The organism is Bacillus cereus group sp. MYBK14-1, from assembly GCF_051916885.1.
In the GTDB taxonomy this organism is placed as follows: domain Bacteria; phylum Bacillota; class Bacilli; order Bacillales; family Bacillaceae_G; genus Bacillus_A; species Bacillus_A cereus.
On record NZ_JBQAHM010000012.1, the window covers coordinates 1 to 23,373 of the forward strand.

Consider the following 23,373-nt stretch of genomic DNA (forward strand, 5'->3'; position numbering starts at 1 on the left):
ATGATCAGGTTGATAGGTTCGAGGTGGAAGCATGGTGACATGTGGAGCTGACGAATACTAATAGATCGAGGACTTAACCATATAATATGTAGCAATGTTATCTAGTTTTGAAAGAATATAAAAAACTTGTTGACTTTAAAAGTTAAATGAGTTACAATGATTCTTGTCTTAAATGAATACAGTCTGGTAATGATGGCAGAGAGGCCACACCCGTTCCCATACCGAACACGGAAGTTAAGCTCTCTAGCGCCGATGGTAGTTGGGACCTTGTCCCTGTGAGAGTAGGACGTTGCCAGGCAATCCGGAGGATTAGCTCAGCTGGGAGAGCACCTGCCTTACAAGCAGGGGGTCGGCGGTTCGATCCCGTCATCCTCCACCATTTAGCCGACTTAGCTCAATTGGTAGAGCAACTGACTTGTAATCAGTAGGTTGGGGGTTCAAGTCCTCTAGTCGGCACCAGAAATCATGGCGGTTGTGGCGAAGTGGTTAACGCACCGGATTGTGGCTCCGGCATTCGTGGGTTCGATTCCCATCAGTCGCCCCATTTTTCTTAAATAAATTAATATGCGGGTGTGGCGGAATTGGCAGACGCACCAGACTTAGGATCTGGCGCCTTTGGCGTGGGGGTTCGACTCCCTTCACCCGCACTTTTAATTAAATAACTCATACATGTCTTGCGGAAGTAGTTCAGTGGTAGAATACAACCTTGCCAAGGTTGGGGTCGCGGGTTCGAATCCCGTCTTCCGCTCCAATTTTCAATATGACATGCCGGGGTGGCGGAACAGGCAGACGCACAGGACTTAAAATCCTGCGGTGGGTGACCACCGTGCGGGTTCGACCCCCGCCCTCGGCACCATATGCGCCCGTAGCTCAATTGGATAGAGCGTTTGACTACGGATCAAGAGGTTAGGGGTTCGACTCCTCTCGGGCGCGCTTTTATTAACGGGAAGTGGCTCAGCTTGGTAGAGCACCTGGTTTGGGACCAGGGGGTCGCAGGTTCAAATCCTGTCTTCCCGATATTCCTAAAAAACATGGGGCCTTAGCTCAGCTGGGAGAGCGCCTGCCTTGCACGCAGGAGGTCAGCGGTTCGATCCCGCTAGGCTCCACTTATATTAATATCATTTATGGCGGTGTAGCTCAGCTGGCTAGAGCGTACGGTTCATACCCGTGAGGTCGGGGGTTCGATCCCCTCCGCCGCTACCATAAAGGACCTTTAGCTCAGCTGGTTAGAGCAGACGGCTCATAACCGTCCGGTCGTAGGTTCGAGTCCTACAAGGTCCACCATTAGACGTATATATCTCGGAGGTATACCCAAGTTCGGCTGAAGGGATCGGTCTTGAAAACCGACAGGCGGCGAGAGTCGCGCGGGGGTTCGAATCCCTCTACCTCCTCCATTTTTTCTAAGGTAAATATTTTATCATCGCGGGGTGGAGCAGCACGGTAGCTCGTCGGGCTCATAACCCGAAGGTCGCAGGTTCAAATCCTGTCCCCGCAACCAAATGGTCCCGTGGTGTAGTGGTTAACATGCCTGCCTGTCACGCAGGAGATCGCCGGTTCGACCCCGGTCGGGACCGCCATTTTTACATAAAGGCTCGGTAGCTCAGTCGGTAGAGCAGAGGACTGAAAATCCTCGTGTCGGCGGTTCGATTCCGTCCCGAGCCACCATTTTGAAGTCGCAAGCCGACTTAGCTCAATTGGTAGAGCAACTGACTTGTAATCAGTAGGTTGGGGGTTCAAGTCCTCTAGTCGGCACCACTTTCAAAATGAGCCATTAGCTCAGTTGGTAGAGCATCTGACTTTTAATCAGAGGGTCGAAGGTTCGAGTCCTTCATGGCTCACCATTTACAATTTAATGCGGGTGTAGTTTAGTGGTAAAACAAGAGCCTTCCAAGCTCTGGTCGAGAGTTCGATTCTCTTCACCCGCTTTTCAATTATGGGCCTATAGCTCAGCTGGTTAGAGCGCACGCCTGATAAGCGTGAGGTCGATGGTTCGAGTCCATTTAGGCCCACCATAATTGTTCCGCAGTAGCTCAGTGGTAGAGCTATCGGCTGTTAACCGATCGGTCGTAGGTTCGAGTCCTACCTGCGGAGCCATATTTATAGAGAAGTACCCAAGTGGCTCAAGGGGCTCCCCTGCTAAGGGAGTAGATCGCGAACGCGGTGCGAGGGTTCGAATCCCTTCTTCTCTGCCAGAACTGGCCCGTTGGTCAAGTGGTTAAGACACCGCCCTTTCACGGCGGTAACACGGGTTCGAATCCCGTACGGGTCATACTAAAAGAGATAGCATAATCTGCTATCTCTTTTTTGTTGTATAAAAATGGACTTTGGATAGTCTGCTTTTTTATGCAATAGAAGAAATATGAAGTATTCGCTGTTGCAGTTGGGTACATAGAGAGCCGTAAATACAATCATGTTAATTATTTGGACCTGTATGAATATGAAGGAATTAACTTCAACTTGAACTTTTACCCCAGCTGTATGGCTGTAGCCTCCTACACTTGGAGAAACCGATGAAAATGCATCTGGGAGCTACTGTGGAAAATAAATAATATATAGAAGAAGCTGCTTTCTCTCAATAGCTGTGATCTACTGAAGACAGCTTTTTTATGTTGTCAGTATTGTCGGTAAGTCGATATATTGCAAAAATCGCTGATATAATTTCACTTACCGACAAAAACCACAAGAAAATCCCTTTCACAATCTAAAGAAAACGCCTCCATTGAAATGGATTCCACACCTATTCCAATAACTTTACACTCTATGTGAAAAAGTTCACAAATAGGTCATAATTTGTGAACTTTTTCACAATAATACGTGCTACAATATGAATGTAAAGAAGTTAAACAACATTAAATTAGTATTTTAATTAATTACTTAAACAATCATAAAAAAATATATGTGAACAATAGAGAGGGGAAATTACCATGAAAAAAGGTATCAATCGTGTAGTATTAGTAGGAACAGGAGCTGTAGGTTGTAGTTACGCTTACTCAATGATCAACCAAGGTGTAGCTGAAGAATTCGTATTAGTAGATGTTAATGAAGCAAAAGCAGAAGGGGAAGCAATGGACTTAAGCCATGCGGTACCATTCTCTCCATCACCAACAAAAGTTTGGAGCGGTAGCTATGCAGATTGTAAAGATGCAGATTTAGTAGTTATCACTGCTGGATTACCACAAAAGCCAGGTGAAACTCGTTTAGACTTAGTTGAGAAAAATACAAAGATCTTTAAACAAATCGTTCGCGGTATTATGGATAGCGGATTCGATGGAATCTTCTTAATCGCAACTAACCCAGTTGACATTTTAACTTACGTAACTTGGAAAGAATCTGGTTTACCAAAAGAGCGCGTAATTGGTTCTGGTACTACTTTAGACTCTGCTCGTTTCCGTTACATGTTAGGTGACTACTTAGATGTAGATCCACGTAACGTTCATGCTTACATCGTTGGTGAACACGGTGATACTGAACTTCCAGTATGGAGCCACGCTACTATCGGTGTACAAAAACTAGAAACAATCTTAGCTAACAACGAACAGTACAAACAAGAAGACTTAGATAAAATCTTCGAAAATGTACGTGATGCAGCTTACCATATCATCGAGCGTAAAGGTGCAACTTACTACGGAATCGGTATGTCACTACTTCGTGTAACTAAAGCAATCTTAAACAACGAGAACAGCGTATTAACTGTATCTGCATACCTTGAAGGCCAATACGGTGAGAAAGATGCTTACGTAGGTGTTCCAGCTGTAATTAACCGCGAAGGTGTACGTGAAATCGTAGAGCTTGAGTTAAATGAAGAAGAAAAAGCGAAGTTCGCTCATTCTGTAAAAGTATTAAAAGAAACAATGGCACCAGTACTATAATAATTGCTAAATCATTCAGGGGCGGGACACTGCTTCCTACCTCTGAATTCATATAATTTAATATAAATTCCTTTTCCGGTTTCCCTTGTATATCCCCAATATACCCCTTTTGCTGGATCAGGGTCGTTTATAGAAAAGAGCACCCTACTTTAAGTAGAGTGCTCTTTATTATTATTTTTTAGGCGTTAATCCTAATTTCTTTAAAATATCTGCCAGTGTACCGCTTTTTGATTTTTCAACAGGTGTTTGTGATTTAGATGCATCTGGACCTTTTTTCAAGAAGTTCTTTTCAACGAAGCGAATATCTTTTTCGTCGACAATACCATCTTTGTTAAGGTCGCCGTCTTTCACAGATAGTCCTTTTTTACTATAGTTGCTAGCGATAATTTCAGCATCTTTTATATCAATTACTTTATCGCCATTTACATCACCTGCAAGGTTTTCATCAAGGCGTGCATAATAATATTGGCCAAGTAGCTTGCCGTCTTTTTCAGTACCTAGTTTCGTAGTTAGGCGGCTTGTTAAATGCCCTGGTACTTCTACATATAAGTTGTAGTCGCGTTTATTAACAGGAAGTCCATTTAATTTGAAGTATCCGTATTTATCTAGTGAGCCTTCAAACTTATGACGGTAAGAATCAGTCGCATATACTTTTACGCCAAGCTTTGTATAATCTAACTTTTCATCTAAATATCCACGTTCATTTAAGAATGCACCAGGTTTAATATTTCCTTCTACTAATGAGTTTAAGGACATAACTGAGAATGTTTGATCTTGAAGTACACGCATTCTATTTGGTTCTGATTCACCTTGTTTCCAGTAAACAAAAATTGGTGATTCTAATTGAGCGTTTGCTTCATAAAACTCATCATTTTCTACTTTGAAAGTTACATCAATGAACGGGAAATCACCATCTAATCCAGCAAAATTTTTGTCATCGATAGCTCCGCCAACTGTAACAGAGCCTGCCTCTAGTTTCGGTTCATTTACTTTTGCGGTTACCCCTTTTTGGGAAAGTAGCTTTTCAAAAGCAGGATTCAATTTCGCATTTGCAAATTTGAAGTTCTTCTCTAGGAAGTTTACATTAAATTGCCCAGCAACAAATTGTTTTACGTGTTTCGCGTTTAGTGTTACTGTGAACTCGTCATTTTTATATAATTCTTTTTTATCGTAACTAGTTTTTGCATATTGAGCACCTTGCGGGATAAACCAGTAGTTATTTACACCGTTTGGATAGTCAGGACCTGCAGTTGCATAATCGAAAATATATACGCCTGTGTTCATTGGACCTTCCGTTCTGAAGGAGTCAGGTGTAATGCCAACTTTAAAGTCGCCATTTGCATTAATCGGTAAAAACTTATGCAAGTATGGAGAATAGTCATAGTACATAACGCCATTCGCTTCTTGCGTAATGTTTAATCCTTTTCCTTTTAAGTAATCAACGTTTGAATCGTATACATTTCCTTTAATCCATAGTGCTTTTTTGCCATCTTCTACTGTATAATTTTCTTCATTTAACTCGTAAATACCAGGTTTTAATCCAGTTAATTTCACTTCTGGTGGTGTATTATCAATTACAACATAATCACCTTTTACACGTGCTTTCCCAGCCTTATCATAACCGACAAACTCAATTGTATAGTCTCCTTCTGGTAAGTTGATTTTCTCATCACCGATTGGTTTTGCAGGATCATTTGTAAAAGGATACACTTTTCCATTAAAGAATGAATCTAAGTAGTAATACAAATCAGTTTTTAGGCCACTCGTGTTTAATGTTCCAATGAAGCCAAGAGCTTTATTTGTTTTGGAATCTTTTACGATAAGATCTAACGTTTCAAGTTCGCTGTTTAATTGGAATGCTCCGTGAACATACGATTCACCGTATGGATTGAATTTAGATGTATCAGTTGAAATTGCTTTTCTTGATAGTATTGCATTTTCAATACCAGGCTCTGATACACGAATAGAGAACGGAATTTGATACGTTTCTTCTTTATTTTTCGTATTTGTAATATGAATATATCCTTCATATCGGCCTTGTTTTACACCGGCTGGAACATTAATTTTTGCTTCAATTTCACCTGTTTTGCCAGCATCAAGAGTAATTGTTTCTGGAGCAGAGATTTTTACACCGTTTGCGACAGCATCGTTAATAGTAGATGATGCTGGTGTATAAGAAATTTCTGTTTTAAATTCTTTTTTCTCTTGTTTATTATGATTAGTTACTTTTATATTTCGTTTTTGTTCAAGAGCTTCACCGTCTTTTTGATAAAACTTACCGAATGCAATAGATCCAGTTTCTTCGGGTACTTCAATTACTTCATCATTTACAACAGTTTGTGTCGTATCTAATACTTTAAAGCTTATTTCTGTACGAACGGCGTTGTAAGCATCTACTCGCCCAGCTCCAACTTCATATACGGAATATTTTTCTTTTAAATCATTAGCTGTGTTCATAAGAGACGCTTTTACATCGAACGGAGAGTAGTCTGGGTGTTCTTGTAAAATTAGAGCAGCAACGCCAGCGATATGAGGAGAAGCCATAGATGTTCCTTGCATACGCTCATAGGAAACAGCGTAGTTTTCACCCTCTTGCGGGTCGTTAATATATTCAGGAACTGTTGAAAGGATAGCGACACCAGGCGCTGTAATATCAGGTTTAATATCATCATTTGCTGTAACAGGACCGCGTGAGCTAAAGTCTGCAAGATGATCGCCTTCTGTTTGAATGTAATTAATTTCATCGAGAGTTAAGGAGGTGCTACCTTGTTCAATTTGAGCTTTTAGTTTTTCACCATCTTCTTTCGTTAGGCGGAATGCTGGAATGTATTTTGTACTTTCACCAACGTAGAAAGGAATCTCTCCATCCACATTGTTATAAATAATAACGGCCTTTGCACCTGCTTGTTTTGCGTTAGCAATCTTTTCATCAAATGACAATGTACCGCGTGCAACGAGAGCGATTTTCCCTTTTACATCTTTTTTACTAAACTCGTCAGGCGTACCAATTCCTACAGATTCAATAGGTAAAGTTTGTCCCTTGAAATCTTCTATTTTATCAGTGAAGTTTTTGCCGAACAAAATTAAGTTAGGGAATTGTAATTGTCCCGCATGACCTGATAGTTTCGGTAAGGAAATAGAGCTATCACTTGCTCCAACCGTAATTGCAAATGGCGAAGCACCTGGTGATCCGAGTGTTGATGGATTTGGTCCAGAGTTACCAGCAGCAACGACTGTAACAACGCCTGAAAGCATTGCATTATTAACAGCGATAGATGTTGGATCGAGTGGATTGTTGCTATCATCACCTAACGATAAGTTAATAACATTCATACCGTCAGAAATAGATTTATCAATTGCAGCGATAATACCTGAACTATCTCCACTTCCGTATGGGCCGAGTACACGATAGTTATACAGTTCAATGCCAGGTGCAACACCTTTTACTGCTGAATCAGATTGGTTCTTCTTTTGTGCAGAAACGATACCTGCTACGTGAGTGCCGTGGGCTGTGTAGAAGGAAGAACCACGGCTATCAAATTCAGGAGCACCAGATTGTTGCCATTCTGAATAAGTAGTTTCCATTGGATCTGCATCGTTATTAATAAAGTCCCAACCCTTTACTGAGTTTGGGGCTACTTTGCTAGAGTCCTCACCAGGTTTCGCGCGATAGCCTTTATATACGTCTTTTAAGTCAGGATGATTGTAATCAATACCTGTATCTAATACACCAACTTTAATTCCTTTTCCGGTAATGCCCTCACTATGTAACTTATCTACTCCAATTTGCGGGATGCTATCTGTTAGTTTTTGAGGCGCTTTTTGCTCAGCTTGTTTTGGTAAATTTAATTTCACTTCGTAATCTTTCCAAATGCGTTTTACAACGCCAATCCGTAACAACTCTTCAACTGTATTTGCTGGTAATGTCATCGCAACACCATTTATCGCATGCTTATAAGAACGTTTAATTTGTACAGACTGGAAGTTTCCTGATTTTACTGATGGGCTGAATTGATAAAGACGTTTTAGTCCTTTTTCGAATTCTTCATGTTCTTGATCAATACGTGCTTTTATATTTTCAGGAGCAGACTGTAATCCTTTTTCTTTTTGTTTTAATTCATTAATCTTTACTGGAGCAGTTTGAAATTCTACGATGATATTTACAGGCTCAGAACTACTCGTATTAATATCTGGTGAAATTGTAAAACCAGGGTTGGCATCTACCGTTTGTAATGCTAGGCGTTGTTCTTTAGAAAGCTTAGATAATATAGAATGAGCATTTGAAGCTTCAATTTGGTTAATAGGACTTTCAGCAAGTACATTGAACGGAATAGCAGTTGAAAACAAAACGCCAGCTGTTACAATTCCGGTAACAAAACGATTTTTCTTTTTCATTTATAGGCCTCCGGTAATTTATATTTTTAAAAATTATTTCTCCACGCCAGCTGTTTGCTCAGTATGGAATGTCCAGTTTAGCTGCAGGGAATCACCTTGAAATTTATTTTGATCTCGGTCGTTATCTTCAAATGAGAAGAGGACGTGTAAGTAATCTGTTTCACCAGATTTAATACCATCTATTAAGTTATGACGTTCTAGAGACGTAGCGACATCTTCAGGTTTCATAGTTTTTAATTGTGATAGTTTTGTTTCCCACAAAATCTCATGATCATCGTTTGAATTAGATGGCTGTCCATCATTTACTAGAAACTTGACGATAATGTGATCACCTAAATCTTCACCGTCATTATTTTGCTTTGCATCTGTAACTTCATATGATGTTTCAAGTGCTACTTTTGCGATATCCAATGTACCTTTATTTTCAAGCTTGAAGTTCCTTTCAATAAAATCACCTGGTTTTAAATCTTTCACATTAACGATTACACTTGGATTAATAGAAAGATCTAGTGTTCCAGCTTGAAATGAGTTACTTGATGTTTCTGAATCACTGAAATAGGCGAATACACCGCCGAATGTAAGGGATAAGCCAAGTGAAGCGGTGATAATTCCCATTCCTACTTTTTGTTTTAATGACATAAGAAAGCCTCCTAGTTAAATTTGTATAGCAACCGTTCGCAACAAGGATAAACAAGTAAACATAGTAGTCCGCTATGAATTGTAGTTACGAAAGATCGATGTTCTTTATTGAAAACAAGTATATGCTTATGAATTTCGCATTTCAATAAAATTGTGACAAAAAATATTGAGAAACATTTTTTTATGACAGATTATTTTGTTTTGATTTTAAGTGGAAAATAGCATGAAAAATAGGATAAACATAATAAAATAAAGGTTGAGAAAAAATAATTGGTAAAAATATAGAAAAATAATAAAGCGTTTTCAATGAATATTCGTCAAAATTCGATATTTTACACGGAAATGTGAAGGAAAACTAACATTTTTAAGAAAAAAACGAATGTTTTTTATAAATTAACAAGGATATTGCAGTTTTTCGCAGAAATAGTTAAAGTATAAAAAATTCTGTCATCTAAGTGAGGTGAGCATATTGAGTGTAATAAATTGTGAAGAAGTGAAACGAGATGAGTTTCATACAGAAAAGTACTATGAAAGTTATAACATCTTTGGCGCACATGTTGTGACGGAAGGTGAGATTCAAGGGGTACGATTTACAGTGTGGGCTCCTCATGCGAAAGCAATGAGTGTTGTTGGAGATTTTAATGAGTGGGATTATGAGCAACATAAAATGCTACAAGTGACAGAAGAAGGCATTTGGTCCTTGTTTATACCGCATATTGAAGAAGGAGAAATATATAAATATGCGATTGAAACGTTGGCTGGTGACGTCATTTTAAAGGCAGATCCGTATGCTGTATATGCAGAAGTAAGACCGAATACGGCATCTGTAGTTTTTGATATAAAGGGATATGAATGGAATGATAAAAACTGGACTCGTAAGAAAAAGAAAAAATCGATTTATAAAGAAGCGATGACAGTTTATGAATTGCATTTTGGTTCTTGGAAAAAGAAAGAAGATGGAACACTGTATTCTTACAGGGAAATGGTAGAAGAACTCATTCCATATGTGGTGGAACATCAATTTACACATATTGAAATTATGCCGCTTGTTGAGCATCCATATGATCGTTCTTGGGGATATCAAGGAACGGGATATTATGCAGCGACGAGTAGATTTGGTACACCGCATGATTTAATGTATTTTGTCGACGAATGTCATAAATATGGAATCGGTGTCATTTTAGATTGGGTGCCGGGGCATTTTTGTAAAGATGCTCACGGTTTATATTTGTTTGATGGCACACCGACCTATGAATATAAAGATAAAGATGTACAAGAAAATCCAGTATGGGGAACTGTCAATTTTGATTTAGGAAAGAGAGAGGTACGTAATTTCTTAATTTCAAATGCGTTATTTTGGATGAGATATTTCCATATTGATGGTTTCAGAGTAGATGCAGTTGCGAACATGTTGTACTGGAATAAAGAAGGACAAGAGCAAAGTAATGAGCATGCTGTTTCATTTTTAAGAGAGTTAAATGAAGCAGTGTTTGCAGAGGATGAAGATTTTCTTATGACGGCAGAAGATTCAACAGCTTGGCCACTTGTAACAACTCCAACGTATGAAGGTGGGCTTGGATTCAATTACAAATGGAACATGGGCTGGATGAATGACGTGCTGAAATATATGGAGTGTGCGCCTGAATATAGGAAACACATTCATGAGAAAATGACGTTTTCTTTGCTATATGCGTACTCTGAAAACTTCATATTACCGCTTTCTCATGATGAAGTCGTTCATGGGAAAAAGTCGTTATTAAATAAAATGCCAGGTGATTACTGGGATAAGTTTGCTCAGCTTCGTTTATTATATGGATATTTCTTTACTCACCCAGGAAAGAAATTACTTTTCATGGGAGGGGAATTCGGACAGTTTGATGAGTGGAAAGACCTTGAAGATTTAGATTGGAATTTACATGATTTTGAAATGCATCGTTATATGCATGATTACTTTAAAGAGCTCATAGCATTGTATAAGCGCTCAAAACCACTTTGGCAGCTTGATCATTCGCCTGAAGGTTTTCAGTGGATTGATGCTAATAATAACGAGCAAAGTATTTTCTCGTTTATCCGCCAAGGGGATAAACAAGAGGATGCGTTAGTTATCGTATGTAATTTTACGAAAGCTACATATGAAAACTATAAAGTAGGTGTACCAGATTTCGAGTATTATAACGAGATTTTAAACAGTGATGCACAGCAATATGGCGGTTCGGGGCAAGTGAATAAGAAACGTCTTAAGACGATTCTAGAACCGTACCATAATCAAGCAGCACATGTAGAGATTACAATTCCACCATTTGGCGTATCCATATTACGACCAGTGAAGACGAGAAAGGGGAGCAAAAAACAAGATGGCTCAAAAACAAAAGTGCGTAGCAATGTTACTAGCAGGGGGAAAAGGTAGTCGATTAAGTGCATTAACAAAAAATTTAGCCAAGCCAGCTGTTCCATTTGGTGGTAAATATCGCATTATTGATTTTACGCTAAGTAACTGCGCAAATTCTGGTATTGAAACGGTTGGGATTTTAACGCAATATCAACCACTAGAACTTCATAATTATATCGGAATCGGCAATGCATGGGATTTAGACCGAGTAAGCGGTGGAGTCACAGTATTACCTCCTTATGCGGAGTCTTCAGGTGTGAAGTGGTACACAGGTACGGCAAGTGCCATTTATCAAAACTTAAACTATTTAAGTCAATATGAACCAGAGTATGTTCTTATTTTATCAGGCGACCATATTTATAAAATGGATTACAGTAAGATGCTAGATTACCATATTGAGAAAGAATCGGACGTATCCATTTCTGTTATTGAAGTACCTTGGGATGAAGCGAGTCGCTTTGGCATTATGAATACAAATGAAGAAATGGAGATTGTTGAGTTTGAAGAGAAACCACAATTTCCAAGAAGTAATCTTGCATCAATGGGAATCTATATTTTTAATTGGTCAATTTTGAAAGAGTATTTAGAGATGGATGCAAGAAACCCTGAATCTAGTAACGATTTCGGAAAAGACGTACTTCCGCTTTTATTGGATGAAGGGAAGAAGTTAATGGCGTATCCGTTTGAAGGATATTGGAAAGATGTTGGAACGGTGAAGAGCTTATGGGAAGCGAATATGGATTTGCTTCGCGATGAAACATCACTGAATTTAAACGATCGTAATTGGCGTATTTACTCTGTCAATCCAAACGAACCGCCTCAATATATTGCTGAAAAGGCGAAAGTAGAAGAATCGCTTATTAACGAAGGATGCGTCATTGAAGGGGACGTGAAGCATTCTGTGTTATTCCAAGGAGTGACGGTGGAAGAAGGAAGTATGGTGATTGATTCTGTCGTTATGCCAGGGGCTAAGATTGGTAAAAATGTTGTGATTGAAAGAGCGATTGTTGGATCAGAAATGGTTATCGAAGATGGAACAATCATTCGTCCAGAAAAGAATGTTGACGATGTAGTATTAATTGCTGAAGGGAAATAGAAAAGGGGGATGAAATGAATGGGAGAAAAAATGTTAGGAATTATTAATGCAACGGGAAGTTTTCCTTCCTTAAAGAAAGTAACAGGGCATCGTTCACTAGCGGCGTTACCGTTTGGGGGCCGTTACCGACTCATTGATTTCATGCTTTCAAATATGGTGAATTCTAGTATTCATAGTGTGGCAGTTTTTACAAGCCATAAAAATCGTTCGTTAATGGACCATGTTGGTTCAGGAAAACAGTGGGATTTAGATAGAAAACGAGACGGACTATTTTTATTCCCGCCAAACTGCCAATGTGACCAAGATGAATTTGGGTCTTTTGCACACTTTAGAAGACATATTGATTATTTTCTAAGAAGCAGAGAAGAGTACGTTGTTATTACGAATAGCCATCTCGTAACAGCATTAAATTTTCAAGCGGTGTTAGAGCGACATATACATACGGCAGCTGATATTACAGAAGTTTGCCATGAAGGGGTTTCGCTTCAAACATACGTGTTAAAGAAACAATTATTGTTAGACTTATTTGAGTCATATAAAGGTGTGGAACAATACAGTTTATTTGATGTAGTGAGAGAAAAGCGCGGGAAATCATTACACATTGCTACATATGAACATACTGGATATGTAGCAATTATTGACTCGATTGAAAGTTACTATAAACATAGCTTAGAAATTTTGCAACCTGCTATTTGGAAGCAATTATTTAAGAAAGAAGCACCGATCTTTACGAAAGTAAAAGATGAGCCACCAACTCGTTATTTAAAGGGTGCAGTCGTGAAAAATACAATGATTGCAAATGGCAGTATTATTGAAGGGGAAGTCGAAAACAGTGTTGTTTCCCGTTCGGTTAAAATTGGAAAAGGTTCAATTATTCGTAACAGTATTATTATGCAAAAGAGCCAAATTGGAGATAACTGTATAATAGACGGTGTTATTATTGATAAAGACGTGAAAATTGGCGACGGTGTCGTATTAAAAGGAAGCGCCGATGAGCCGTATGTTGTAGAAAAAGGAAGCGTACAAAACAGTACGATTAATAGTTATTCCTAAAGAATCAGTGGGGGCTTTTTCCTCCACTGATTAAAGTTTTAATTTAAATGAAAACTCGAAGGGAGGAAGCTGCAAGAGGAGTAATAAAAACTTTTCGCGCAGTGGGACAACAAGTGAATATTTTATTTGCAGTATCAGAATGTGTACCGTTTGTGAAATCGGGAGGATTAGCTGATGTAGCGGGTGCGCTCCCAAAAGAGCTAAAAAAATTAGGAGTGGACGTTCGTATTATACTTCCGAATTATAGTCTCATTCCGCAAAAGTTAAGAGATGGATGTACGTTACATAAAGTAATTAACGTCCCTCTTGGGTGGAGAAATCAATATTGTGGAATTTTAAAAGGTGAGCAAGACGGAATTACGTATTACTTAATAGATAATGAATATTATTTTAAGAGAGATTCTCTGTATGGTCATTATGATGACGGAGAGCGTTTTTCTTATTTCTCAAAAGCGGTGTTAGAGTGTATTCCGCACCTTGATTTTGAAGTGGATGTTCTTCATAGCCATGATTGGCATACGGCTATGGTTAATTTCTTACTTCGTGAAAAGTATCAAGATAACCCGTTATATGAGCGTATTAAAACGGTATATACGATTCATAACTTGCAGTTCCAAGGTGTATTTCCTCCTGAAGTGATGTACGACTTGTTAGAGCTTGGTGATGAATATTTTCATAGTGAGCAGCTAGAGTTTTATGGAAACGTAAACTTTATGAAAGGCGGTATTATTGCTTCGGATCAAATTACAGCGGTGAGCCCGACGTATAAAGAAGAAATTCAATATGAATTTTTCGGTGAGAAGTTAGATGGATTACTGCGAAAATATAATGATAAGCTTAGCGGCATTGTAAATGGTATTGATACGAGCGTATATAATCCAGAAACGGATTCCTATATTAAGGCCCAGTATGATGCAGAGTCATTATATGAAAAGAGTGAAAATAAACGCGCCTTGCAGCGTTATTTTGGTTTGCCAGAAAAAGAGGATACACCAATTATTTCAATGGTAACGAGATTAACGAAGCAAAAAGGTCTTGATTTAGTACGTACTGTATTCCGCGAAATAATGGAAGAAGATGTACAATGTATTATTTTAGGTTCAGGTGATTCGGAATATGAGCAATTCTTTGAGTGGATGGCATATGAGTATCCGGAGAAGGTAAAAGTTTATATCGGATTTAATGAAGAATTAGCTCACCAAGTGTATGCGGGAAGCGATTTGTTTTTAATGCCATCGCTGTTTGAACCGTGTGGACTTGGACAACTTATCGCATTAGCATACGGTACAATTCCAATTGTAAGAGAAACAGGTGGGTTAAACGACACGGTACATTCTTATGATGAAGAAACAGGCGAAGGAAATGGTTTCAGTTTCACGAATTTTAATGCACATGACATGCTGCATACGATTCATCGTGCAATTGAATTCTATCATGATAAACCAGTGTGGGAGCAGCTTGTAAAACAAGCGATGACTGAAGATTATAGCTGGGAGCAATCGGCTCTTGCTTATAAGGAATTGTATAAAAGTCTCATGGAATAACATGTAGGTGGTGAAAAAATGTTTACTCATGTTGAAAGTTTTAAATCAACTTTTCTAGAAAAGTTAGAGACGATGTATGGTAAAAGTTTTAAAGATTCTACAACTCGTGATCAATATAATACACTCGGCCATATGGTACGTGAGTATATGAATAGTCAATGGATTGCAACGAACGAGAGTTATCGATCCGGAGAGCAAAAGCAAATGTATTACTTGTCTATTGAGTTTTTGCTTGGACGTTTGCTTGGAAGTAACATCTTGAATTTAGGTATTCGAGATGTATGCGAGCAGGGGTTATCTGAACTAGGGATTTCGTTACAAGAGTTAGAAGAAGTGGAAGCAGATGCAGGCCTTGGTAATGGTGGGCTTGGACGCTTAGCAGCCTGTTTTCTCGATTCACTTGCATCTTTAAACTTGCCAGGACACGGCTGTGGAATTCGTTATAAACATGGTTTGTTTGATCAGAAAATTGTTGATGGTTATCAAGTTGAATTTCCAGAACAGTGGCTTCTTCATGAAAACGTATGGGAAGTAAGAAGGCATGATCAAGCTGTAGAAGTAAGTTATTTCGGCAGTGTTGAACCGCTAGAAATTGACGGGCGTTTAGAGTTTAGGCATACAAATGCAGAAGTCATTATGGCCGTGCCATATGATGTGCCGGTAGTTGGCTATGAGACGAGTACTGTAAATACACTTAGACTTTGGAATGCTGAACCAGTTCCTTTCCCGCAAAACTGCAAAGATATTTTGAAATATAAGCGTGAAACAGAGGCTGTATCGGAGTTTTTATATCCAGATGATACGCATGATGAGGGAAAAATACTTCGTTTAAAACAACAGTATTTCCTCGTATCAGCAAGTTTGCAAAATATTGTTCGAATGCATAGAGAAAGATATGGTGACCTTCGTCAACTACATGAAAAAATTGCGATCCACATTAACGATACACATCCGGTTTTAGCAATTCCGGAACTGATGCGTATTTTACTAGACGAAGAAAAGTTAGCATGGGAAGAAGCTTGGCACATAACGACGCAGACGATTTCTTATACGAATCATACGACGTTATCAGAAGCGCTCGAAAAGTGGCCAATTCACATTTTTAAACCGTTATTACCGAGAATTTATATGATTATTGAAGAGATTAATGAACGTTTCTGTCATGAACTGTGGGAACAGTATCCGTATGAGTGGGATCGTATTGAAGCAATGGCGATTATTGCACATGACCTTGTGAAAATGGCTCATTTAGCGATTGTCGGTAGCCATAGCGTAAACGGTGTAGCAAAAATTCATACGGAAATATTAAAGCAGCGGGAAATGCGATTGTTTTATGAATTTTATCCAGATAAGTTTAATAATAAGACGAATGGAATTGCTCATAGGCGCTGGCTTATGAAAGCAAATCCACAGTTAACAAATCTCATTTCAGAGGCGATTGGAACGGAGTGGAAGAAAGAACCGATTAAGCTTCAAGAGCTACAATTAGTTCAATATGATGCGAGTTTCCAAGAGAAATTTGCAGAGGTAAAACAAGAGCGTAAAGAGATTTTAGCGGAGCGTATTCATAATACAATGGGGATTACCATTGATCCAAATTCTATTTTTGATGTGCAAGTGAAAAGATTACATGCTTATAAACGACAATTATTAAATGTTCTTCATATTTTATATTTGTATAACCGTTTGAAAGAGGATGCTAGTTTTACATTTTATCCGCGTACTTTTATTTTTGGAGCGAAAGCATCACCTGGCTATTATTACGCGAAAAAAATTATTAAATTAATAAATGAACTCGCAAGAAAAGTAAATAATGACCCGTATGTCAGTCAATATATGAAAGTTATCTTTCTAGAAAACTATCGAGTTTCTTTAGCTGAAGATATATTCCCAGCAGCGGATGTAAGTGAACAAATTTCAACGGCGAGTAAAGAAGCATCGGGAACAGGTAATATGAAATTTATGATGAATGGTGCGATTACACTCGGAACGCTAGACGGTGCTAACGTTGAAATAAAAGACCGGGTCGGTGAGGATAACTGTTTTATTTTCGGTTTAACAGCCGAAGAGGTTCTTCATTACTATCAAAATGGTGGGTATCGTGCAAGTGATTATTATCACCACAATAGGCACATTAAAAAAGTAGTTGATCAATTAACAAATGGTTTCTTTGCACAATCGGGAGCTGAATTTGAAGCGATTTACGATTCTCTCGTTATTCAAAACGATGAATATTTCGTTCTGCGAGATTTTGGTCCATATGCTGAAAGACAAGAGGCTGTCGGTAGAGCTTATGAGAACCGAACGAAGTGGCTAGAAATGTCGATTTTAAATATTGCACAGTCTGGTCATTTTGCGAGCGATCGAACGATTTTGCAGTACAGTAATGAAATTTGGGGTATCGGTAATGCAGTTAAACAGTTTTAAAGAGGTTGCTATATTGGGAGATATATTATCGATTTACCAACCGAAATGGATATTAATAAATAAAACGAGCTTAATAAAATTAAGCTCGTTTTATTTATTTTGCTTAAGAAAGAAATGGAACAGTGGTATATATGATACCTGCCCCATCATACTCTCCTGTCGCAAAGTATGAAAATGTAAAGAAACCTGTAACCGTAAAAATTACAATAAGAAAAAGTGCGAAGATAAATTTTAACATGTAAGGTCCCCTCATCCAAAAATAACTTCATACATTATTATAGTATACGAATATTTTATTTCCAATTGTTTACTGGTTAAAAATGAGAAGTCAGACATGTTTTGTATGTTGTAATGGAATGATTATTTGTAATGGATTTTGTGTTTTTTGTAAATGTCATATTGTGATGGACGTGTGCATACTCCCAATCATGATCATTAAAATTTATGTTTCGGGGAGGGAGAAGTGGAACGACATCGAACAAGTTGACGAAACGAAAGCTACTAGCTACTTGTAGTTTATAATAATTTCGAAAAGCGATATCTCCTACTTTTGGAGAAGCGAATGTATAAAGTCCATACTGTGCGAAGGCGGTATTTATACGTGCATCTAATATGTGTAATGTGGCAAGCGCACCACCTAGACTATGCCCAGTAGCTAGCAGTTTTTTATGTGCTGGCAATGATACGAGCATATCCATAATAGAATCACGACAAGACTCATAAATAGAGAGAAAGCCGTTATGGACATTTCCACCATTTAAAGCATAAGGATAAGGTTTTTGATTGACGAGAGAATCAATAATCCAATCGGGGTCTGTTTGAGTGCCTCTGAAGGCAACAATAATTGTATCCTCAGATTCTAATATAAATCCGAACCATTCTGTTGTTTGAATGGCCTTTCCTTGAAACCCTTGTACATATTGAAAACCATCTGGTATTTCGAAAATGCCATTTTGTTTATATTGTTCATACGTTAACTCACAACAAGAAGCTAACAGTATGGCAGTGTCTTTATCAAAGGATAAAGGAGTACGCATTAAGGAAGCCCTCCTTAAGAAAAAGTATAGTTTAATATATGCAGTGAGGAACTTGATTCATTCTTTTGGAAAAAGTGCTTGAACCTACAGCTACGTGAGGGAGTATGATTTTTGTAAACATATTGTTAGGAGGAGTGTAAGATGAGCAAAAAGGAAGGCTGTTCAATTGGTGAGTTTTCAAAGAGAACAGGCACATCAATACGGACACTACAATATTACGATGAAATTGGACTACTTAAACCTGAAAAGAATGTTAGCTCTGGTCACCGTTTGTACAAAGGAAAAGATATATTAGAGCTACAGAAAATAGTGAGTCTTAAAGTATTAGGATATAGTTTAGAAGAAATACGCGTTATGCTGAAAATGCCAAGTTTGAATGTAAATTTAAAAGAAACGTTGGAACAACAAAGAAAAGCCTTTGAAGAAAAGAGAAGACACATTGAAGTTTCGATAAAGGCGCTTGAACGAACAATGGTATGTCTTGAGGAAGATGAAGAGTTGGATAGTGACATATTAATGAGTCTAATTAACAGCATTCAAAAAGAAAACGAACAACGTTTATGGCTTGAAGGATATGTATCAAAAGACTTGGCTGATGGATTATATAATAAGTCGGAAGAAGAGCGCATAGCACTTGATAAAGAGTTTGTGCGTTTAGCAAAAGAAGTGAAAAGGTTATTTGGAAGACAAATTGAGGATTCAGAAGTGCAAAAATTGGTTGATGAACATATGAAGGCGACTCTTAAGTATGTTGGTGAAGAGACAATGTATTCTTTAGGTAAATTAGAGAATGTAGAAGAACAATATAATAATATGATGCCATCTCCTTACAAGGAAGAAGAAGAGACATGGCTTAATGAAGCGATGGAGTATTATATGATTCGAAATGGTATGTATAGCCCTCCGCAGTAAAAATAAAGTGCCATAGTCATAAACTTTAGAGAAATGCCTCCGATGTTTTTTTGCATTGGAGGCATTTTTTACTCTTTTCCATCTAAAAGGTGAACAAGGCCACCTAATATACTACTTTCACCAGTACTTTATAATGCTGGGCTTGTAAGAGGTTTGAAAAAATAGCCTGTATATATTTGAACGATGATTACCTATTTACTTGTGTTTGTTCGCACTATATACCGAAAATTTCGGGAAACGAAACATATTATTTATCTGTTTGTTTTTGCTTTTTTTTCAAATACTCCGCACGTAATTGTTCAAGTTTCTGCTTTTTATCAAATTTGGCAGGTTTCTGTTTTTCATGGAACTTTGCCACAGCTACCTGACTTTTGGAATCCAATTGATATTTTCCCACTTTGTTCACCTACTTTTCTTGTCTCTAAAGAGAATCTATTCAACAAATATAATATACCTTATTTTCCTGAAGTAAACCCTATTACTTTATTTTAACTGCTTTTTCTCGTTTGTAGACGTAACTTAAAACACCCTTTCACTGCATTACTGCAAGCAAGGGTGTTTTAAGTTTATTATTTTATTAGTTGATGGCCATGCCTACATAAGGGCCCTTTTTACTCTTTCCCATCTAATAAACGACCAAGTCCACCTAATACACTACCTTCGCCAGTACTTTGCGCTGCTGGGCTTGTAAGGCGTGCTGCTAATCGGCTAAGTGTTAAGGACTGAATCCAAACTGTTCCAGGACCTTCTAATGTTGCGAAGAATAAACCCTCGCCGCCAAATAGAGCTGTTTTTACTTTACCAACGAATTCGATATCATAGTTAATATCTTTTGTCATGGCAACGAGACAACCTGTATCAATGCGAAGTTTCTCACCAGGTTTTAATTCACGTTTATATACAGTTCCACCTGCGTGCATGAAAGCAAGGCCGTCACCTTCAAGTTTCTGCATGATGAAACCTTCACCACCGAAGAAACCAGTTCCTATTTTTTTCGTAAATTCAATTCCGATAGAAACACCTTTTGCGGCACAAAGAAAGGCATCTTTTTGACAAACTACTTTTCCTTGATATTCTGTTAAATCTACAGGAATAATTTTACCAGGATAAGGAGCAGCAAATGAGACGTGGCGTTTGCCGTGACCTGTATTTGTAAATACAGTCATAAACATACTTTCGCCTGTAACGAGACGTTTACCAGCGCCCATTAATTTTCCGAATAAACCTCCAGATGGGCCAGAACCATCACCAAAGATTGTTTCCATTTCTATGTAATCTTCCATCATCATCATTGCACCAGCTTCTGCGATCACGCTTTCTTCTGGATCTAACTCAATTTCAACAAACTGCATATCATCGCCATATAACTTATACTCAATTTCATGTGCTCTCATTTTTTTCACCTCGTATGTAATAGATACTTATATTGTACAGAATTTAGTAGGATTAGAATACTTTAGTTTTGTTAATTTTCAAATAAAGTGGAACCAACCAAAACTGATTATCAGCTCCCGCTAATCAAGCTGTCCGCAAATGGCTGGATAATATATGAATATGGAAATTCAACATTATATTAAAATTATAAAAAAATGGTGGAATGAAAGTGTTCTCATTTGACGTTTTGGATATAGCGTGATATAGTGAAATCACTATTGAGCTACATAATGTGGTACGGAAATAAAGCACGTTGAATTAAAGGCTGTAAGCTTGTTATACATTCATGTCCTTTATATCCACCTTTTCATGTGGATTCATAGTTTCATTTTTATTTAGGAGGTACATGACATGCAAACAGGTAAAGTTAAATGGTTCAACAGCGAAAAAGGTTTCGGTTTCATCGAAGTTGAAGGTGGAGACGATGTATTCGTTCACTTCTCAGCTATCCAAGGTGACGGATTCAAAACTTTAGAAGAAGGTCAAGAAGTTTCTTTCGAAATCGTTGAAGGTAACCGTGGACCACAAGCTGCTAACGTTACAAAAAACTAATTAGCTAGCGATAAAAAGCATTCCGATTTTCGGAATGCTTTTTTTTATTCTTTGGAACTAGATTCATTTGAAGATAATTCACCTTTGAAGGTACGTTCTTCAAAATCATCAAGCATTTGTTCATATTCTTCATGCTCTTCTGTAGCGAAAACCTGTGGGTTTTTCCCGTACATATCCGTACCGATAAAGTTTTCAAAATCCTCCACATAGCCTACGTTTTCTTCACTATTTACATACATGCCATTATAGTTTTTTGAATCTTGTCTTTCTAAATCAGACGGCGTTTCAGATGTTCCGTAATTTGCGACATCTTGCCACGCATCTTCCGCATCGTACTCAACAGAATTGTCCTCATCATGCTTGTGGAAAGAAGGAGACAACACTTCTTCTTCAACTGGTCGTGTATTCATATTTAACTTATTTGTCGCGTGCTGGATGCATGTTGTAGCAGTCGGCATTGCTTCCAATCTTTCAAATGGAATCTCTTCGCCAGACACTTCGCAAATGCCGTACGTACCCGCTTCTATTTTTTGCAAGGCATGTTTCGTGTCCTCAAGCTGTTTATGCCAAAGTTCAATAAGCCCGAAGTCTTTTTCCCGTTCATATAGCTCTGTAGCCATATCACCTGGATGGTTGTCATAGCTAGACAGTTCTCCTACTGAGTCACGTTCAGAAGCACGATCTGTATTTTCATGAGTTTGTATCGTTTGCTCTAGTTCTTGTTTTTGTTTTTCTAAAATGGATTTAAATTGACCTACTTGTTGTGGAGTTAACATAGTCGTCCACCTTCCTACAATTCAGTTTCTTTACATAGTATGAGCGTTGAGAGTAGGAATTATGAGATGAATTTTAGATATGAAAAAGGAGCCGCATAAGCAGCTCCTTTTATAGAAAGTATCCAAGTAATAATCCGATTCCCATTAGGAAACCGAAGATTGTATTTGTTTTTGCTGTTGCAATCATCGCAGGTACCATTTCCATCGGAATGCTTTTGCCGATAAAGCCTTTCGTCGCTTTAAATGCTTTCGGCGCACTTAAAAATACGATAAGCATCCATGGTGATACGATGCCCACGATAATTAAAGCAATTGTCCAAATGTAGGAAACGATGAACATCGAAGCAAGTACACCAACCGCTCGCTCGCGTCCAACGAGAATTGCTAACGTTTTACGACCGTTTTCTTTATCGCCATCCAAGTCACGAATATTATTGGCTAGTAAAATGGCACCAATTAAAATGGAGCTTGGAATAGATAGTAAAATGACTTCTGATGTTACCGTTCCAGTTTGAATAAAGAATGAAATCCCAATAATAATGACACCCATAAATAATCCGGCTGTCAACTCTCCAAATGGTGTATATGCAATTGGAAGTGGGCCACCTGTATAAAGGTAAGCAACGGCCATACAAACAAGACCGATTGCAGCAAGCCACCAGCTAGAATTTATACAAATATAAACACCTAATAGTATTGCGATGCCGAAAAATCCAAATGCTAAGTTAAGCACTGTTTTTGGCTGAATGCCATCGCGAACGATAGCGCCGCCGATACCAACTGAACCTTCGTGATCGAGTCCTCTTTTATAATCAAAGTATTCATTAAACATGTTTGTTGCTGCTTGAATGAGAAGACAAGCAAGAAGCATCATAAGGAAAAGAGGAAGATGTATTTGATTTATACCTCCGACCTGCATCGAATATGCTGTTCCGATGAAAACAGGTACGAAAGCGGCTGTTAATGTATGGGGACGTAGTAAACTCCACCAGATGCGCCAGCCTGTTTGCTTACTTGGCTTTGGCGCCGTAGGAGAGGAATTCGTTTTGACGTTCATTTCCATGTTGAATCCTCCTTTGGTCACATATTGTACACAACTAAGTGTAGAAAAAGCATCATTTAGTGTCAACGTTTATTTTCTAGGAAGAGAAGGTGAATTTCTCAGAAATGCTAAACGTTGACAGGCCTTTCGTTTGAGGTGTATCTTAAAATCAAGCGTAATTATGACTATTTTTCGCCCATAGGGGGAG

16 protein-coding genes, 22 tRNA genes and 1 rRNA gene are annotated in these 23,373 nt (G+C 38.3%); 31 read left to right on the plus strand and 8 right to left on the minus strand.

The window, feature by feature from the left end:
- The first annotated feature begins 182 nt into the window (after positions 1 to 182).
- The 24 genes from rrf to ACTFR3_RS23805 all read left to right on the plus strand — a co-directional run bounded on the left by rrf (position 183) and on the right by ACTFR3_RS23805 (position 3,869).
- A 5S ribosomal RNA gene (gene rrf / locus ACTFR3_RS23690) occupies positions 183 to 298 on the plus strand.
- Positions 299 to 303: 5 nt separating this feature from the next.
- Positions 304 to 379 (plus strand) — tRNA-Val (locus tag ACTFR3_RS23695).
- Positions 380 to 383: 4 nt separating this feature from the next.
- Positions 384 to 459, plus strand: a tRNA-Thr gene (locus ACTFR3_RS23700).
- A 9-nt stretch (positions 460 to 468) separates the two neighbouring features.
- Positions 469 to 544 (plus strand) — tRNA-His (locus ACTFR3_RS23705).
- Positions 545 to 566: 22 nt separating this feature from the next.
- Positions 567 to 647, plus strand: a tRNA-Leu gene (locus ACTFR3_RS23710).
- A 29-nt stretch (positions 648 to 676) separates the two neighbouring features.
- A tRNA-Gly gene (locus ACTFR3_RS23715) sits at positions 677 to 751 on the plus strand.
- A 16-nt stretch (positions 752 to 767) separates the two neighbouring features.
- A tRNA-Leu gene (locus ACTFR3_RS23720) sits at positions 768 to 856 on the plus strand.
- Between the two features lie 3 nt (positions 857 to 859).
- Positions 860 to 933, plus strand: a tRNA-Arg gene (locus ACTFR3_RS23725).
- A gap of 10 nt (positions 934 to 943) precedes the next feature.
- A tRNA-Pro gene (locus tag ACTFR3_RS23730) sits at positions 944 to 1,017 on the plus strand.
- 16 nt (positions 1,018 to 1,033) lie between these two features.
- Positions 1,034 to 1,106: transfer RNA gene (locus ACTFR3_RS23735), tRNA-Ala, on the plus strand.
- Between the two features lie 20 nt (positions 1,107 to 1,126).
- Positions 1,127 to 1,203: transfer RNA gene (locus ACTFR3_RS23740), tRNA-Met, on the plus strand.
- A gap of 4 nt (positions 1,204 to 1,207) precedes the next feature.
- Positions 1,208 to 1,284, plus strand: a tRNA-Ile gene (locus ACTFR3_RS23745).
- Between the two features lie 17 nt (positions 1,285 to 1,301).
- A tRNA-Ser gene (locus ACTFR3_RS23750) sits at positions 1,302 to 1,394 on the plus strand.
- 27 nt (positions 1,395 to 1,421) lie between these two features.
- A tRNA-Met gene (locus tag ACTFR3_RS23755) sits at positions 1,422 to 1,498 on the plus strand.
- Between the two features lie 3 nt (positions 1,499 to 1,501).
- Positions 1,502 to 1,577 (plus strand) — tRNA-Asp (locus ACTFR3_RS23760).
- A gap of 12 nt (positions 1,578 to 1,589) precedes the next feature.
- Positions 1,590 to 1,665 (plus strand) — tRNA-Phe (locus ACTFR3_RS23765).
- A 14-nt stretch (positions 1,666 to 1,679) separates the two neighbouring features.
- A tRNA-Thr gene (locus tag ACTFR3_RS23770) sits at positions 1,680 to 1,755 on the plus strand.
- A gap of 10 nt (positions 1,756 to 1,765) precedes the next feature.
- Positions 1,766 to 1,841, plus strand: a tRNA-Lys gene (locus tag ACTFR3_RS23775).
- 13 nt (positions 1,842 to 1,854) lie between these two features.
- Positions 1,855 to 1,925 (plus strand) — tRNA-Gly (locus ACTFR3_RS23780).
- A gap of 10 nt (positions 1,926 to 1,935) precedes the next feature.
- Positions 1,936 to 2,012, plus strand: a tRNA-Ile gene (locus ACTFR3_RS23785).
- Positions 2,013 to 2,019: 7 nt separating this feature from the next.
- Positions 2,020 to 2,094 (plus strand) — tRNA-Asn (locus ACTFR3_RS23790).
- 7 nt (positions 2,095 to 2,101) lie between these two features.
- A tRNA-Ser gene (locus ACTFR3_RS23795) sits at positions 2,102 to 2,192 on the plus strand.
- 5 nt (positions 2,193 to 2,197) lie between these two features.
- Positions 2,198 to 2,269, plus strand: a tRNA-Glu gene (locus tag ACTFR3_RS23800).
- Positions 2,270 to 2,924: 655 nt separating this feature from the next.
- Entirely contained in the window at positions 2,925 to 3,869 is a 945-nt protein-coding gene (locus ACTFR3_RS23805) for an L-lactate dehydrogenase (protein WP_000715339.1), read from the plus strand.
- A gap of 171 nt (positions 3,870 to 4,040) precedes the next feature.
- Here ACTFR3_RS23805 and ACTFR3_RS23810 read toward each other — a convergent pair whose 3' ends face one another.
- Together ACTFR3_RS23810 and ACTFR3_RS23815 are read right to left on the minus strand one after the other, a co-directional pair.
- Complete coding sequence (locus tag ACTFR3_RS23810) at positions 4,041 to 8,264, minus strand: S8 family serine peptidase (RefSeq protein ID WP_440044852.1); 4,224 nt, start codon at positions 8,262 to 8,264, stop codon at positions 4,041 to 4,043.
- Positions 8,265 to 8,297: 33 nt separating this feature from the next.
- Complete coding sequence (locus tag ACTFR3_RS23815; protein ID WP_440044853.1) at positions 8,298 to 8,903, minus strand: TasA family protein; 606 nt, start codon at positions 8,901 to 8,903, stop codon at positions 8,298 to 8,300.
- A gap of 469 nt (positions 8,904 to 9,372) precedes the next feature.
- Here ACTFR3_RS23815 and glgB point away from each other — a divergent pair, with 469 nt between their 5' ends.
- The 5 genes from glgB to glgP all read left to right on the plus strand — a co-directional run bounded on the left by glgB (position 9,373) and on the right by glgP (position 17,412).
- Positions 9,373 to 11,310 carry a 1,4-alpha-glucan branching protein GlgB gene (gene glgB / locus ACTFR3_RS23820; RefSeq protein ID WP_017656851.1) on the plus strand — a complete coding sequence of 646 codons (1,938 nt, stop codon included), beginning with the start codon at positions 9,373 to 9,375 and terminating at the stop codon, positions 11,308 to 11,310.
- Positions 11,258 to 12,388 (plus strand): glucose-1-phosphate adenylyltransferase, encoded by a 1,131-nt coding sequence (glgC, locus tag ACTFR3_RS23825; RefSeq protein ID WP_000057619.1) that lies wholly within the window; start codon positions 11,258 to 11,260, stop codon positions 12,386 to 12,388. Before glgB ends, glgC begins: the two co-directional genes overlap by 53 nt.
- An 18-nt stretch (positions 12,389 to 12,406) precedes the next feature.
- Positions 12,407 to 13,441, plus strand: a complete 1,035-nt coding sequence (glgD, locus tag ACTFR3_RS23830) for a glucose-1-phosphate adenylyltransferase subunit GlgD (RefSeq protein ID WP_000504168.1) — start codon at positions 12,407 to 12,409, stop codon at positions 13,439 to 13,441.
- Positions 13,442 to 13,554: 113 nt separating this feature from the next.
- Positions 13,555 to 14,985: a glycogen synthase GlgA gene (gene glgA, locus ACTFR3_RS23835; protein ID WP_023901191.1), complete on the plus strand. Its 1,431-nt coding sequence runs from the start codon at positions 13,555 to 13,557 to the stop codon at positions 14,983 to 14,985.
- Positions 14,986 to 15,003: 18 nt separating this feature from the next.
- Entirely contained in the window at positions 15,004 to 17,412 is a 2,409-nt protein-coding gene (glgP, locus tag ACTFR3_RS23840) for a glycogen phosphorylase (RefSeq protein WP_000494099.1), read from the plus strand.
- A gap of 103 nt (positions 17,413 to 17,515) precedes the next feature.
- Here the strand turns inward: glgP and ACTFR3_RS23845 are convergent, their stop codons facing one another.
- Together ACTFR3_RS23845 and ACTFR3_RS23850 are read right to left on the minus strand one after the other, a co-directional pair.
- Positions 17,516 to 17,650, minus strand: a complete 135-nt coding sequence (locus tag ACTFR3_RS23845) for a hypothetical protein (protein ID WP_000911075.1) — start codon at positions 17,648 to 17,650, stop codon at positions 17,516 to 17,518.
- Between the two features lie 76 nt (positions 17,651 to 17,726).
- A complete protein-coding gene (locus tag ACTFR3_RS23850; RefSeq protein ID WP_001260111.1) occupies positions 17,727 to 18,449 on the minus strand; it encodes a lipase family protein in 723 nt (240 codons plus the stop codon).
- Positions 18,450 to 18,590: 141 nt separating this feature from the next.
- Between ACTFR3_RS23850 and ACTFR3_RS23855 the strand changes: the two genes are divergently transcribed.
- On the plus strand, positions 18,591 to 19,361 hold the full coding sequence (locus ACTFR3_RS23855; RefSeq protein ID WP_000037216.1) for a MerR family transcriptional regulator: 771 nt from the start codon (positions 18,591 to 18,593) through the stop codon (positions 19,359 to 19,361).
- A gap of 247 nt (positions 19,362 to 19,608) precedes the next feature.
- On the opposite strand, the gene ACTFR3_RS23860 is transcribed toward ACTFR3_RS23855, so the two are convergent.
- A complete protein-coding gene (locus ACTFR3_RS23860) occupies positions 19,609 to 19,758 on the minus strand; it encodes a hypothetical protein (RefSeq protein ID WP_000521637.1) in 150 nt (49 codons plus the stop codon).
- 214 nt (positions 19,759 to 19,972) lie between these two features.
- Positions 19,973 to 20,755, minus strand: coding sequence for a TIGR00266 family protein (locus ACTFR3_RS23865; protein ID WP_025709976.1), 783 nt, complete (start codon positions 20,753 to 20,755; stop codon positions 19,973 to 19,975).
- Positions 20,756 to 21,146: 391 nt separating this feature from the next.
- Between ACTFR3_RS23865 and cspD the strand changes: the two genes are divergently transcribed.
- Positions 21,147 to 21,347 (plus strand): cold-shock protein CspD, encoded by a 201-nt coding sequence (gene cspD / locus ACTFR3_RS23870; protein WP_001193054.1) that lies wholly within the window; start codon positions 21,147 to 21,149, stop codon positions 21,345 to 21,347.
- Positions 21,348 to 21,391: 44 nt separating this feature from the next.
- Here cspD and ACTFR3_RS23875 read toward each other — a convergent pair whose 3' ends face one another.
- Together ACTFR3_RS23875 and ACTFR3_RS23880 are read right to left on the minus strand one after the other, a co-directional pair.
- Entirely contained in the window at positions 21,392 to 22,123 is a 732-nt protein-coding gene (locus ACTFR3_RS23875) for a yteA family sporulation protein (protein ID WP_000957396.1), read from the minus strand.
- Between the two features lie 109 nt (positions 22,124 to 22,232).
- Positions 22,233 to 23,186 carry a 1,4-dihydroxy-2-naphthoate polyprenyltransferase gene (locus tag ACTFR3_RS23880; RefSeq protein WP_000425766.1) on the minus strand — a complete coding sequence of 318 codons (954 nt, stop codon included), beginning with the start codon at positions 23,184 to 23,186 and terminating at the stop codon, positions 22,233 to 22,235.
- Positions 23,187 to 23,373 lie beyond the last annotated feature (187 nt).